At 57.1% G+C, this 13943-nt stretch carries 11 protein-coding genes and 1 tRNA gene; 1 reads left to right on the forward strand and 11 read right to left on the reverse strand.

The annotated features are described in order from the left end of the window. Positions 1–126: 126 nt before the first annotated feature. From pknB to BK816_RS00140, 11 genes are all read right to left on the reverse strand, one after another. Positions 127–2061, reverse strand: a complete 1935-nt coding sequence (gene pknB, locus BK816_RS00090; RefSeq protein WP_071163348.1) for a Stk1 family PASTA domain-containing Ser/Thr kinase — start codon at positions 2059–2061, stop codon at positions 127–129. Continuing rightward, on the reverse strand, positions 2034–3794 hold the full coding sequence (locus BK816_RS00095; RefSeq protein WP_071163349.1) for a serine/threonine-protein kinase: 1761 nt from the start codon (positions 3792–3794) through the stop codon (positions 2034–2036). Before BK816_RS00095 ends, pknB begins: the two co-directional genes overlap by 28 nt. Further along, entirely contained in the window at positions 3791–5239 is a 1449-nt protein-coding gene (locus BK816_RS00100) for a peptidoglycan D,D-transpeptidase FtsI family protein (protein ID WP_071163350.1), read from the reverse strand. The genes BK816_RS00095 and BK816_RS00100 overlap by 4 nt, the downstream gene beginning before the upstream one ends. Further along, entirely contained in the window at positions 5236–6693 is a 1458-nt protein-coding gene (locus tag BK816_RS00105; RefSeq protein WP_071163351.1) for an FtsW/RodA/SpoVE family cell cycle protein, read from the reverse strand. Before BK816_RS00105 ends, BK816_RS00100 begins: the two co-directional genes overlap by 4 nt. Before the next feature lie 7 nt (positions 6694–6700). Beyond that, entirely contained in the window at positions 6701–8068 is a 1368-nt protein-coding gene (locus BK816_RS00110; RefSeq protein WP_071163352.1) for a Stp1/IreP family PP2C-type Ser/Thr phosphatase, read from the reverse strand. A gap of 5 nt (positions 8069–8073) precedes the next feature. Continuing rightward, positions 8074–8634 carry an FHA domain-containing protein FhaB/FipA gene (locus tag BK816_RS00115; protein ID WP_071163353.1) on the reverse strand — a complete coding sequence of 187 codons (561 nt, stop codon included), beginning with the start codon at positions 8632–8634 and terminating at the stop codon, positions 8074–8076. Next, entirely contained in the window at positions 8631–9332 is a 702-nt protein-coding gene (locus BK816_RS00120) for an FhaA domain-containing protein (protein WP_071163354.1), read from the reverse strand. Before BK816_RS00120 ends, BK816_RS00115 begins: the two co-directional genes overlap by 4 nt. Positions 9333–9481: 149 nt before the next feature. Then, a tRNA-Leu gene (locus tag BK816_RS00125) sits at positions 9482–9565 on the reverse strand. Between the two features lie 47 nt (positions 9566–9612). Beyond that, positions 9613–10818, reverse strand: coding sequence for an ADP-ribosylglycohydrolase family protein (locus BK816_RS00130; RefSeq protein WP_071163355.1), 1206 nt, complete (start codon positions 10816–10818; stop codon positions 9613–9615). A 7-nt stretch (positions 10819–10825) separates the two neighbouring features. Further along, on the reverse strand, positions 10826–11554 hold the full coding sequence (gene mtnN / locus BK816_RS00135) for a 5'-methylthioadenosine/S-adenosylhomocysteine nucleosidase (protein WP_071163356.1): 729 nt from the start codon (positions 11552–11554) through the stop codon (positions 10826–10828). After that, on the reverse strand, positions 11551–12015 hold the full coding sequence (locus BK816_RS00140) for an S-ribosylhomocysteine lyase (RefSeq protein WP_071163357.1): 465 nt from the start codon (positions 12013–12015) through the stop codon (positions 11551–11553). Before BK816_RS00140 ends, mtnN begins: the two co-directional genes overlap by 4 nt. Before the next feature lie 88 nt (positions 12016–12103). Here BK816_RS00140 and BK816_RS09595 point away from each other — a divergent pair, with 88 nt between their 5' ends. Then, complete coding sequence (locus tag BK816_RS09595; RefSeq protein WP_071163358.1) at positions 12104–13936, forward strand: L-serine ammonia-lyase, iron-sulfur-dependent, subunit alpha; 1833 nt, start codon at positions 12104–12106, stop codon at positions 13934–13936. The last annotated feature ends 7 nt before the right edge of the window (positions 13937–13943 follow it).

Genomic DNA, 13943 nt, shown 5'->3' on the forward strand with positions numbered 1-13943 from the left:
AATCAACACATTGCCCGTCTAAAAGGCCGGTAGGTTCCCAGGTTACCCCATGAACCTAAACGTAAGTTAAGCCCCTCAAATCCCGATTTACGAGGATCTGAGGGGCTTAATACGCGCTAACCAAGCTTAGTTCTTAGGTTTTGGCGCGGGAGTCTTACCAGTTTCTGGCTCCTTTTCGTCCGGATTAGCCGGTGGCTGTTCTGGCTGAGGAGGAGTTTCCACGGTTGGAGTAACCGGGGCAGGAGGCGCAGCCGGGTGCACAATGTACGAGACAGTCACATTGGAGTGGATTGGCGCAGTGCCCATCGGGTTCAAACCAACGACGGTGTCAGGATCGCGCGAATCGTCCTCGACCTTCTGGGTGGTCACCGACAAACCAAGCTTTGAAAGCTCGTTCGAAACATCGGAAACAGGTTCACCAATCAAATCGGAAGGAATCTTCACGTAACCGCTGGCCACCAACAACTGCACCGCATCACCGGACTTTAGCTCGGTGCCGGCAGCTGGTTCGGTGCCGATCACGCGGCCCTTTTCGACCTCGGGATCATCCACGGTCTTAACCGAAACCTTGAAACCGCCGGCCTTAAGGGCAGCCAAAGCGTCAGCCTGGTCCTGACCAGCATAATTTCCGAGGGCGGTCGCCTTCGGTCCAGCCGACAGGGTCAAAGTAACCGTGCTGCCCTTGGGCACCATGGCCTGAGAAGCTGGTTCGGTGGCGAGCACGGCATCGGCCGGCACCTTATCCGAGTGGTCACGATCTGGGGCGATGCGAACCTTGAGGCCTGCCTCGTCCAGCAACTTGCGGGCCTCGGCCTGCGTCTTACCAATCAAGTCGTCTGGGACGCGCACGTCCTCGGTGGCGGTAGGTTCAGTGGTGCCAATCCCTGCGCCGCTACCTGGCCAAAGCAGGTAGGCGATACCGCCACCAACCAAAACAAGGGACAGAATCACCAGCATGGCTACTAGCCAGCCATTCTTAGACTTCTGTGGAGGATCGACCTGCTGGTTTACCCCAGTTGGCGGACCCACATGCGAGTTGACCGGCGGGACCACACTAGTTGGCGGGCCAGGAACCGGTGGCACCACCTGGGTGGCATTAGCCGGCTTCGGGGGCATCGGCGGCAAGGTAGTGGTGGTGGCCGCATCTGGGCTCTGACGCTGGGTCGAAAGGAAAGCGGTAGGAGGTACCGGGGCAATTTCCCCACCCTTAGCGGCATGCATCAAATCGGCGCGCATTTCCGCGGCCGAAGAGTAACGATCCTGGCGGCGCTTCGCCAAAGAACGCAACACTACTTGGTCTAAGCTGCCGGGAATGTCCGAAGCAATCGAGGACGGTACCGGCGGTGGTTCCGAAACATGCTGGTAGGCCACAGCCACCGCAGAATCACCACGGAAAGGCGGGCGACCAGTCAAAAGTTCAAACAAAACGCAGCCAGTCGAGTACAAGTCAGAGCGAGCGTCCACAGTTTCACCCTGAGCCTGTTCTGGGGACAAGTACTGGGCGGTGCCCACTACCGCGTCAGTTTGCGTCATGGTTGCTTGCGAATCCTCTAGGGCCCGGGCAATGCCGAAGTCCATCACCTTCACTTTGCCGGTGTTGGTCAGCATGATATTGCCGGGCTTAATATCGCGGTGTACTAGCCCCTCATGGTGCGAATATTCGAGGGCGGAGAGCACCCCGGCGACGATCTCTACGGCCTCGTCAAGCATGACCGGCTGACCATTGGCCAACAAGTCCCGAACGGTGTGCCCTTCGACGTACTCCATGACAATGTATGGCACTGAGACGTTGGAGCCATCCGGGGTGGAAAGTAGCTCTTCCCCGGTGTCGTAGACTGCCACAATAGCGGGGTGATTGAGGGAGGCAGCCGACTGTGCTTCACGCCGGAAACGCTCCTGGAAAATCGGATCCCGAGCCAAGTCAGTGCGCAGCATCTTAATCGCTACGACGCGTGACAGACGCAGGTCATAGCCGAGGCGCACCTCAGCCATGCCGCCGCGACCAATCAGGCCGCGCAGTTCATAACGGCCCGCTAGACGCCGAGATTGTGAATCAACCATACTGATCCCTCCAACCCTGTTGTGGACGAGGCCGCGAAATACGACCCCAAAACCAAGGTGTTAACTAAAACTGAAAAAACTATCAAGACGACCAGCAAGAGAACCAAACTCCAAAGCGGAGCATCATCCATGAGGGTTCTCGGTCCGGTAGATAGTTGTGGAGTAGTGGAATGTGCCGGCTCCACTTCCGGCAAGTTTTCGGGTACTGCAGTTGCTGCTGTGAAGTCGTTAGCAGGCTTATCCCAGTCTTCGAGCGGAACTGATGGTCCATAAGGTCCCTCCCAAGGTTCGTTTTCACTCACCTTGGGTTCAGCTTTGCTGGCCGAGGACGGAGCCTGCACCTGATCGCGTGCAACCGCAGTCGCGGCCTGCGTCTGGTCGGCAGTTTCTGGCCGTGCTTGAGGTTTCGCTTCACCGGTTGCCAGGTCAGGCGACGATTCAGCTACTGACGCGGGGGAGGACGAGTCGCTCTTAGCAATTTTGTCTTCAATTGCTTCGGTAGCCCCAGCAACCTGCGCGGCCGCCATCGCTACGGCTTCTCCAACGGCCCCTTCAGCCACTACGGTTTCGGCCTCACTTGAGGCTAGTTCAGCTTGTAGAGCAGCCGCTTTCTGGGCACGACGTTGCGTAAATCGTTGCAAACGCGACGATTTACGCGGTTTCTTAGTCGTCTCAGCTTCTGGGGTGGTCGCTGAATCTGGGGTGGATTCAGTGGACTGATCAGCTACCGATTCCTGGCTGCGAGCTGGGGTTAAGGCAGGCTTAGTGGCGCCCTCGGACCCATTTTGGACAGCAGGAGGTGGTGGGGGCATTTCTCCCGCAGGAGCCGAAATTCCTTCCACGCTGGTTTCCAAACGGGTGGCAGCACGAACTGGCTGCGGGTCAGGAAGGGGCATCGGGTCAATGCCCACGCTCAGCTGCCTGGCCACATAAGCCACCTGGCGGGCAAAAGCACCCGCATCAGGGGGACGATTCGCCGGGTTCTTCGCCAAAAGGGACATGACCAAAGTATTCACCAAAGGAGGAATGCCCTCTGGCAGTGGTGGCACCTTCTGATTCACATGCGCCACCGCAATTTCTACCTGGGTGGAACCAGTGAATGGACGTTTTCCAGCTAACGCTTCGTAAGCGATAATGCCCAGGCTGTAAAGGTCGCCCGAAGGGGTTGCGGCATTACCGCGCGCTTGCTCGGGAGGCAAATATTGGGCGGTGCCCATCACCATGCCGGCAGCAGTCAAATCAACTTGCGCCTCGGCCCGAGAAATCCCAAAGTCGGTCAGTTTTACGTGCCCGTCGTGAGCCACCAGAATATTGCCCGGCTTAATGTCACGGTGCACCACACCCACCGCGTGCACCGCGGTCAGGGCCAAAGCTGCCTGATACAAAATCGGCAACAATTGCGGCACGGTCAGGGTACGACCATCATCCAAATAGTCGGTAAGGGGCCGGCCTTCTACCAGCTCCATCACGAGCCAACCAGTTTCTGCGTCGCGGCCAGAGTCAGTTACTGCCGCCAAGTTTGGGTGCTTCATGCGGCTAGCATTGACCGCCTCAATCGCCAGACGCTCCAGTAGTTGCGCCTTACCTTCGAGGTCGTCGCGCAACACCTTAATCGCCACCGTCTGGTGAGTTTTTTGGTCGAGGGCGCGCCAAACTTCACCCATGCCACCAACCGCAATGCGAGAGGTCAGGCGATAACGATCACCGTAGACTTTACCTTCAGCTATTTTCATTTCACCCCCGCTTTCAACAATTTGCGGGCGATGGGGGCGGCATCCACCCCACCGGTGAGGAATTCACCAGGCTGAGCTTCAAGGAAGGCGACCACTACAAGCTGCGGCTTATCAGCAGGAGCAAAACCCACGAACCAAGCGTGCGAGCCACCGCGACCAGTTTCGGCAGTGCCAGTCTTACCAGCCACCTGCATGCCCTTAATCTGGGCATTAGTGCCGGTCCCGTAGTCTTTTTCTACCACGCCGGTCATCATTTCTTTCAAGCTTTGCGCCACCTGCGGGCTTAGCGCCCGTCGCCACTTCTTCGGCTCGGTGGTAGTTTGCGTTACCAAGTCGCGGTCCATGGTCTTGTCGATCAGGTACGGGGTCATAATGATGCCCTCGTTAGCGACCGCAGCGCCCATCATGGCCACTTCCATCGGGGTTACCTGCACCTCGTACTGGCCAATCGCGGACTGCGCTAACTGCGCCTTCGCATCAGTGTTCGGGAAGACCGAGGGCGTAACCGGCATTGGAATGCTCAAATCCGCACCGAAACCGAACTGCTTGGCCATATCGGCCAGTTGCTCTTGTCCCAGTTCCATGCCGAGGGCGCCAAAAGGAGTATTGCAAGAGCGGGCAAAAGCTTCCGCGAAAGAAACCTTACCGCTACCGCATGCTTCGCCCCCATAGTTCTTCAAAGTCTTAGTGGTTCCAGGCATAGCCAGTTCCCGCGGGGCATCGACCTCGGAATCGGGAGCAAGTTTGCCACTGTTCAAAGCGGCAGCCGCGGTAATAATCTTGAAAACCGATCCTGGCGGATAGCGGTCACCGGCGATAGCGCGGTTAATCAGAGGACGCAGCTTATTGTCTTGGAGCTTTTCCAACTCGTCTTGTGCGGCCTTCTTATCAGGCACGGTAAGCAGGTTGGGGTCGAAAGTTGGGGTCGACATCAAAGCCCGAATCTTGCCATCACGCGGATCGAGGGCGACAATCGCCCCAGTGCGCCCCTTCAAAGATTCAAAGGCAATACTTTGCAAGTCAGCGTCGATGGTCAAATCAATGGCGCCACCACGCGGCTGCTTACCGGTCAAAAGATCCTGGATGCGCTGCGAAAGAAGCGACAAGCTGGTGCCATCGAGATCTTTAGTGGCCGCAGCTTCCAAACCGGTGGTTTGTCCCAAGCGTACGGCGGAATAACCGGTGATAGGCGCGTACATTTCGCCACCGGGGTATTCCCGCTGGAAACCATAAACATTGTCGACCTTTTTCGACAAAGCGATCTCGGTGCCATCGACAATAATCGGGCCACGGTCGCGACCCCACGACTCATAAATCGTGCGCGCATTTCGCGGATCAGCACGCAAAGCGGGACCCTTAACGAACTGCACGTAGGTGGCGGCGAGGAAGAGCGAAAGCATCATAATCGCAATCGCAGTCATTAGCCGACGAATCTGCGGGTTCATGCTTCCTCCTCTCGCTTACCGCCAGCCAAAGACTGGGCGCTAGTCATGGCCTTTTTTAAAGAATTAGGAATTACTTGACGTTGTTGATCCAAGGCGGGACCAGGGTCGGCTGCGGGGCGACGAGCCGCATCCGAAATCCGCAAAAGCAAGGCGATAATAATCCAGCTGGTTAACAAACTAGAGCCACCCGAAGCCATAAAGGGGGCAGTCAAACCAGTTAATGGAATCAGGCGGAAAATACCGCCGGCCACGACGAAAAGCTGCAGGGCAAGCGAGAAGGACAAACCGGAAGCCAAAAGCTTGCCGAAACCATCACGCACCGAGAAAGCAGCCCGAATCCCACGCTCAATCAAGATCATGTAGAGCATCAAAATGGCCATTAAACCGGTCAGGCCAAGTTCTTCGCCGAGGGAAGCTAGGATCATGTCGGAGTTAGCGGCATAAACTTCAGTGGGGTAGCCTCGGCCCCAACCGGTGCCGAACAAGCCACCGGAAGCAAGACCAAACTGAGCCTGAGCCAATTGCCAAGAACCACCTGAACGGCGCGAGTAAATCTCAGGATCGAAGGTATGTAACCAAACATCAACACGTGACTGGACGTGCCAGAACAATTGCTTGGCGGCAAAAGCACCTGCTCCGAAAAGTCCCAAACCGAGGATGATCCAAGAAACTCGGTCGGTGGCCACATAAAGCATGGCGACGAACAAGCCGAAAAGCAACAGGCTGGTGCCCAAATCTTTCTGGAACACCAAAACGCCTAGGCTCATTACCCAGACCAAAGCCAAGGGACCCAAGTCTTTAAAACGGGGGAAACGAAGGCCCAAGAACTTCTTACCACCCAAGGTCAAACGGTCACGGTAGGAGACCAAATAGCCGGCAAAAGCAATCGCCAAAGTAACCTTGACTAGCTCACCTGGCTGGAAACGAATCGGCCCTAAACCTACCCAAATTTGAGCGCCATTGACCTTTTTCCCAATCCCAGGAATCAAAGGAGAAACCAGCAAAATTAAGGAAAATAGCATCCACACTAAGGGGGTGGAACGGAGTTTTCGGTGTGATTTCAACACTGCTAGGACCAGCATGAAAAGCACTAGCGCAATCCCGGTCCACATCAGTTGCCGCATTCCCACCACAAATTTCAGGGAAGTACCGCCTTTAGCCAAATATGACTGGTCGATCCGGTAAATCATGGCCAAACCGATGCCATTTAGTGCCACCGCGATCGGGAAAATGATCGGATCAGCATAAGGGGTCAGCCAACGCACGATCAAAGAACCAGCAATAGCCACTCCGACCAAAGCCAACATGTGATAACCCAAGTTGGCAGGTAGTTCCCCATTACGGGTGTAAGCGGTGGCCGCATAGCCACCAATACCCAACAGGACCGCCATGATGGTCAAGAAAAGTTCAGATAAACGCCCCGGACGCACCGGTTTTACACTAACTGTTGCCATGCGTCACCTACCCTGGGTTCCCGTTGGGGGTGGGCATCGGTGTCGGCGCAGGAGTCGGAGCTGGCTGCTCCTCGTTATTTGGCGTAACCTGCTGCGAAGGCGAAGGAGGTAGTTGTACCTGCGGCACCAAAGAAGCATCATTGAGACGCTCCCAGCTATCTTGGGCCACAAGCTGAGCCAAGTATTCTTCTAACTCGTCACGACTACTACGCACCACCGGGGTAGATAGACGATTGCGAGTGGCCGGCATCAGATCGGAAGTACGATAAGTTTTCACTTCCACTGGATGAGCCAAAGTCAAAGAGCCCAAACGCTGCGGAATACCTTGGTAGATGACCACTTGGTCGCCCTCGGCAATCGCATAATACTGGGTTTGAGTCCACTGGTAAGCCTGCCAGGTACCCAAACCGAGGGCGCCCAAAAAGACCAGCACGCCAGCGGCATAAGCAATAGAACGACGTCGTTTTTGTCGCTTCTTTTGTTCCTTCAGCTTTTCTTCTTCCGGATCAGACAAAGCATTCGCATTTCGGCTGGCTCCAGCGAGGGCGGCAGCGCGACCTGCAGCCGACTGGGCACCCCGAGTTTGCGCCAAACGATCCGTAGCAGCTGCCCCCACTACTTGTGGGGTCACCTGCTGATTGGCCTGCTGGTGATCCAAAATGTCGAACAGCACGACCGTCACATTGTCTGGACCGCCCCCACGCAAAGCGAGTTCTACCAGTTTGTCGGCGCACTCATCCAAATCCTCATATTCGGTCAGAACACTCTGGATGGTTTCGCCACTGACTACGCCAGAAAGACCGTCGGAGCAAAGGAGCCAACGATCCCCAGGGGTTGCTTCACGCAAGGACTCGTCAGGGAAAATTGGGTCTTCACTATCACCCAAAACACGCAAAATCACAGACTTTTGTGGGTGATTTTGGGCTTGCTCTGGGGTGATTTTGCCACTATCGATCAGGTACTGGACAAAGGAATGATCCTTGGTTACCTGAGAAAGGTGACCGTCGCGCAACATGTAGGCGCGCGAATCACCAATATGAACCATGGCCATTTTGCGTCCCGAACGCAAAACGGCGATACAGGTAGTGCCCAAGCCTTCAAGTTCGGGGTCCGCTTTAGAACGCTCGATCAGTTCATCGTGGGCTTCATTAAGCTTTTGCATCAAAGCCGGGAGCATATCCTCTGCGGTGTGCGCATCCTGATCCAAAGGAGCCAAATGGGCTACCGCTACCGAAGAGGCAATATCGCCACCGGCAGGACCACCCATGCCGTCAGCCAAAACTAGCAGGTGCTGACCGGCATAACCAGAATCCTGGTTCTGTTTACGCACCAACCCAATATCTGAGCGGGCGGCGTAACGAATCTCGACAGGCATAGAGGCTACCTACCAATCTCCATGGTGGTTTGACCCACCCGGAAACGGATCCCCGGACACAGCCGGCGAGCCTCAACTACCCGCTCGTCATCAATATAAGTACCGTTAGTAGAGGAAAGATCTTCCAGCATCCAACACTCGGCCGTCGGGTAAAGACGAGCATGGTGGCTCGAAGCATAGCTATCATCCAGCACCAAAGTGCAGTCAGGGGCACGACCAATCACCAAAGGGGCCGAACCCAAAGGCAAAGAAGTGCCCGCCAAAGGACCACCGGTCACAATCAAACGCAAAGGACCCTCAGTGTCTGGGGTGGGGAAAGTACCGGGCATACCCGGCAAAGTGGTCGAACGTTTAGGCTTTTCCGTGTTCGCTTCGGCCGCCTGGGCTTTGGCCGCCGCTTTTTGCTCACGACGGGAAAGTTTCGCCTGGTTCCGCCCTCGGCCACGAGGAGTCACCACGGTTCCGAAAATATCGCGCCGCAAAACAGACAGGCACGCGAGGACCATCAGCCACAAGAGGGCCAGATAGCCAAGTCGAACAATGGTGACTAGTAGCTCGTTACTCAAACGTTTTCTCCTTGGCTGGACCAAAACGTCATCACGGTACGGCCAATGGTCAACTGGTTACCGTCAAGTAGTTTCGCCCGAGCCACCTTGTGGCCTTCGACCAAAAGTCCATTAGTACTGCCGAGGTCGGTGGCGTAAACCCCGTCCGGCGTAATCTGGATTTCCATGTGACGGCGCGAAACCGAAGAATCATCGACGCGAATATCAGCGTCTTGGCCGCGACCAACCACAGTCACGGGAGCAAGTAGACGCCAAACCTCGTCACCGATTTCCAACAGCGGGTGATCGGGGGAGGCAACTTCATCAAAGCTGGGGGCAGCTGCCGAGAATGCAGCCTGGGCATCAACCGCGAGGGCGCCCTCGTCCAAGTCGGGATCTTCCACCATGGATACCGAAACAATGCCCGGCAAAATGTAGGATTCCGAAGCCGCATGCTCATAGGCGGCATTGGCTAGTTCGTCAGCCATAACCTGCAGGCCGGACTGTTCAAAACGATCAAAGTCGGCGGTCGAAAGACGAACCGAGAAGTTATTGGGGCAAACCGAACGATTAGAAGCGTAATCCTGTACGCCATCATCCATGGCTTTGCAGACAGCGGCGGTGACATCCACGGGCTTTAGGGTGGAGTGGAAAACTCGGGCAAAGGTGCCATTAACCTTGTCATCTAAGGCACGTTCGACACGGTCCATGATTCCCATGAAGGCCCCCTTTCGAAGTCTTGGACAGAAGCTTAAACCGCTATATTAACAGCGTAATGCAAGTTCAAACAATCATATGTTAGCTTTTTGGCACGAAAATTGGAAAACAAAAATCGCCCGAGGGGGAAAACCTCGAGCGATTTGCACTGTGCGCGGAGGGGGACTTGAACCCCCACGCCCTTTCGGGCACACGGACCTGAACCGTGCGCGTCTGCCAATTCCGCCACCCGCGCATGCAATTGCCTGATAATACTAGTCGCGTCACTAGCTTACTGGCAAATCATAGAGTTTTGCTCTGCTCCATTGCGACTGAAGTCACCATCGGCCGTTGGCGGACAGCCTCCAGAACTTCCATCACTTGTTCCGAGGACGCCAAACGGTTTGGGGTGCAAGCGGTAATCACCGTGCCGGCAGCCAAATCTTTCAGGTCGCCAACTTTGCAGCCCGGCCAACCATGAATTTTTTCGCGCAGACGTTCAGGAATGGCATCGACCCCTACGGCCGCACCTAGCAGTGCCCCAGTTAGAGCCGCAACCGTGTCAGTGTCACCGCCGATGCGCACTGCGCCCTCGACCCCAATGGTGAAAGCGTCGAACTGGTTAGCCAGCAACGGGTGCTCACTGACGTTCTTAGTGGGCATTTCCCAACGCGCCGGAGCGCTACGCCCCGCCTCCCACTGAGCCAAACTGATGGCTCCAATGGCCGCCGAGATCGCGGCAGTAGCAAAACCATTGTCCTGTGGGGGAGTAAAGAAACGCGCCAAGGAGGATTCCACAATCGTCAGCCACTGTTCGCGCCGGTTAGTAGGAATCACCTCAAGCGCCCCGTAAAAGTCGATGCGACTAAACGGATCGAGGTCGGCTTCCTTTGGGTCCTCGTCAGGCTGACCGAGGACGGCCCGGCGAATCAACTCCGCCCAATAAGAACAGGCATCAGCAACCAGTTCATCATCAGTTAATAAGGTGGCCACCGCGCGAGCCCCATGGGCGCAAGCTTCCTGATCGCGCACCTGCGCTAGCGCACAAACGGGCGAGAGAGCCACCACGTCACCGGCGGGAGAACGACGCGATCGAGGCCGCAAAACTTTCGCCGCTCGGCCAATCTTTTCGGCGGCAAAACCTTGCGGGTCAGCCAAAGCCGTGTGCAAAACCTGGGAGGTTAATGCGCCCATGTCGGTAGCCCCACCATTGGCCCCACCACGCGCCCAACCTAACAGGCGCTGCGCGAAGGCCTCCAAACAGTTCTGCTCTTGGGGGTCACCACCGGCGACGGTCACCTCGGCCAAACAGATGGCCATCTGGGTTTCATCCGACCACTCACCAGGCTGGTACGGGCCGAGGCCGCCGCCACTCATCCGCACTGGTTCGCGCGGCCCCAAAGTAGGCGCCAACTCGTAAGGCACCCCCAAGGCGTCGCCGATGGCCAAACCCACCAGGGCGCCCTCGGCCCGCGAAACCAAGTTAGAAGCGGCGTGGACTTCGAGCATTTGAATCTCAGGCCTTAGCGTGCGCGTCCACGACGGCCAAAACCACTTGGGCGCTGGCGGCCGAAACGATGCCGGCACTCATGTGGTTTTCCTGGTCGGCAGTTGGGCCACACAAGTCCGAAATGCCACGAATTGAAGCAAAATCCACCCCGAAGTGATGGGCAATCTGGGCGTGAGCGGCAGATTCCATGTCGGTAGCCAAAGCCTGAGGGAAACGCTCACGGAACTGTGCCACATTGTCAGACATGACAAAAACGTCGGCGCTAATTACTTCACCTGGGAGTGCGCCCGCCGCCTTAGCAGGAGCCAACAAGGACTCGGCGGACTCGAACAGGACCGGTTCGCCCGGGATCTGCCCCGGCTCGTACCCAAAAGCGGTAGCATCGGCGGTGCCATAACGGCAGGCGGTAGAAACCACCACGTCACCGACCTTAATCTTGGCGGCCAAACCGCCCGCGCTACCTGCCGAAAGCAAAAGCTGCGCGCCTGTCAGGTGCAAAGCCAAAGTCGAAGCAGCGGCCGCATTGGCCAAACCAATCCCCGATTCGACCACTAGCAGGGACGAGCTGGCAGTTTTTACTGCCCACATTTTGATCCGGCCAAACTGCAAGTCGGGGGCTTCCAGGTCGGGCTGGTGACCGCCCTCGGCCAGCTGCAAGAAAGGCTCAACCTCAGAAGGCATAGCGCAAACGACTACCGCCTGGACGGGGCTAGCGGGACGCGGGTTGGTGCTCATGCCATCACCTGGGACCACTCATCACGAGCCGCCAAGAAAGCACGCACAGCTTCCTGCGCCTCTTCCAAGGAATGGTTCGCGCCCCAACCACACTGCACTTCATTCGCAGCCGGAACCTCAGTGGCGGCCAAAATGTCCTCGAAAGTGGCCTGCAGGATCGGGAAGAACTCTTCTGGTTCGAGCCCCAAAGTCAGGCAGTAAAAACCGGTGAGGCAACCCATGGGGGAGAAGTCAATGAGCTTATCGGTGTGGTTGCGCATGAACTCGGCCGTCATGTGCTCAATGGAGTGCACTGCTTTAATCGGCACGCTCGCCTGGTTCGGCTGAGCAAAACGGACATCGTACTTAATCAAGGTGTCACCACCGGGCAGAACTTTCCGGTCCGCAATCCGCACATAAGGGGCGGCCACCAGCCGATGGTCGAGGTTAAAAGATTCCGTGTTCATTCGCTTTTCACTCATGCCCCTCAGTTTACAGGGGTGAGGGCTTGGCGGATAGTTACCACTCATTAGTTTGGGGTTTTGGCCTTGCGTGTGGTGCAATTGAAAAATGGAAACAAACACTAGCCAATTTGCTTTGCCCGCAGACCTCATTTCCGGCGAGGTCACCTCGGCTGAAGCAATCCGTCCCCTTTCGGTTTTTGACATGTTTCGCGTGGGCATTGGCCCCTCGTCCTCGCACACGGTAGGCCCAATGCGTGCCGGCCTCGCCTTCGTTCGCGAACTCACCGATTTTCTGGCCGAGGGCGAGCACCCCACCCCCACTCACTTGACCGTGGACCTGTTCGGCTCGCTGGGGGCAACCGGCCGCGGCCACTCCACCGACCGGGCAGTGCTTTTGGGTCTTGGTGGTTATAAGCCGAAGACGGTTCCCGCCGAGGTCGTAAACACTTGGCTAGAAGATGTGCGCGAATCAGGCACGCTCAAGCTCATGGGCGATCTTGCCGTCGAGTTCAACTACGAACGAGATATGCGTTTCCTACCCTCCATGGTGCTGCCCTACCACGTCAATGGGCTGACCATTACTGCTCGCACCGCCCCGACCGCCAACCCTTACGCGGTGGATGATACCGAGGGCGTGCTCCTGCGCCGCACCTACTACAGTGTGGGCGGCGGCTTCGTTATGGCCCAAACTAATGACGACCCAGAAAACCCCGAAGTAGAAGCGATTGGTACCTCGGACGCGGTGGCACACGCTAACACCCCCGCCCCATATCCTTTTGCTACCGCGCGAGAACTGCTGGCGCACTGCCGCGAGGCCAACCTGAATATCGCCCAGATTGTCCGGGCGAATGAAGAGGCGGGCCGCCCTCGGCAAGAAGTCGACGACTATATGGACTTTATTCACCAAACCATGAGCGAGTGTGTCGAGGCCGGTTGTAGCGCTGACGGTACCTTGCCGGGTGGTTTGAATGTGCGTCGGCGGGCCGCCTACATGGCTGACCGGCTTTCGCGTCGTATGGGTAAGGATGCGCAGGGCCCACGTTGGGCGGCGACCACCCGCGACTCGATGCGCGCCATGGACTGGGTGAACCTGTATGCGCTGGCTGTTAATGAGGAGAATGCGGCCGGTCATCGCGTGGTTACTGCCCCGACGAACGGCGCGGCTGGCGTGATTCCCGCGGTGCTGTGCTATCTCGAGTATTTCTGCCCTGAGGGACGTTCCTTATGCGACCAGCCGGATTGCCCCGAATGCCAATCGGTCCCGATGTCTTTGCGTTCCGAGGGCGATACCTCGGTGGTAGAAGCCGCTGGCCAGGCTCTGGCTGAATCCCAAGATGCCAACGAGGCCGCAACTGCTTCGATTCGAACCCCCGAGGCCGAAAACGCAGAAACTTCTGGTCCGCCAGCCCCTTCGGCAGGGGAGATTGCCCCAGAAGATACCAATGCTTATCCCCAGTGGTTGCGCGTCAAGCGCGCGGACAGTGTCGGGCATGTGAATCGCGAAGTGGTGCACGACTTCTTGTTGGCGGCCACCGCGGTGGGTGCTTTGATTAAAACCAACGCCTCGATTGCGGGGGCCGAGGTCGGGTGCCAAGGCGAGGTCGGTTCGGCCTCGGCCATGGCTGCGGCAGGGCTAGCCCAAGCCCTGGGCGGCACTCCTTTGCAGGTGGAAAATGCGGCCGAAATCGCGATGGAACACTCGCTAGGTTTGACCTGCGACCCGGTTGGCGGCCTCGTCCAGGTGCCTTGTATTGAACGAAATGCCATTGCGGCCGTCAAGGCGATTAACGCCGCCCGCATGGCACTGTGGGGCGATGGGCGACATACCGTTTCTTTGGATGCGGCAATTGAAACCATGCGCCAGACTGGAGTCGATATGATGAGTAAGTACAAAGAGACCTCCACCGGGGGCCTAGCGGTAAACGTGGTCGAATGTTGAGGTAATC

This window comes from Boudabousia tangfeifanii, from assembly GCF_001856685.1.
Taxonomy (GTDB): Bacteria; Actinomycetota; Actinomycetes; order Actinomycetales; family Actinomycetaceae; genus Boudabousia; species Boudabousia tangfeifanii.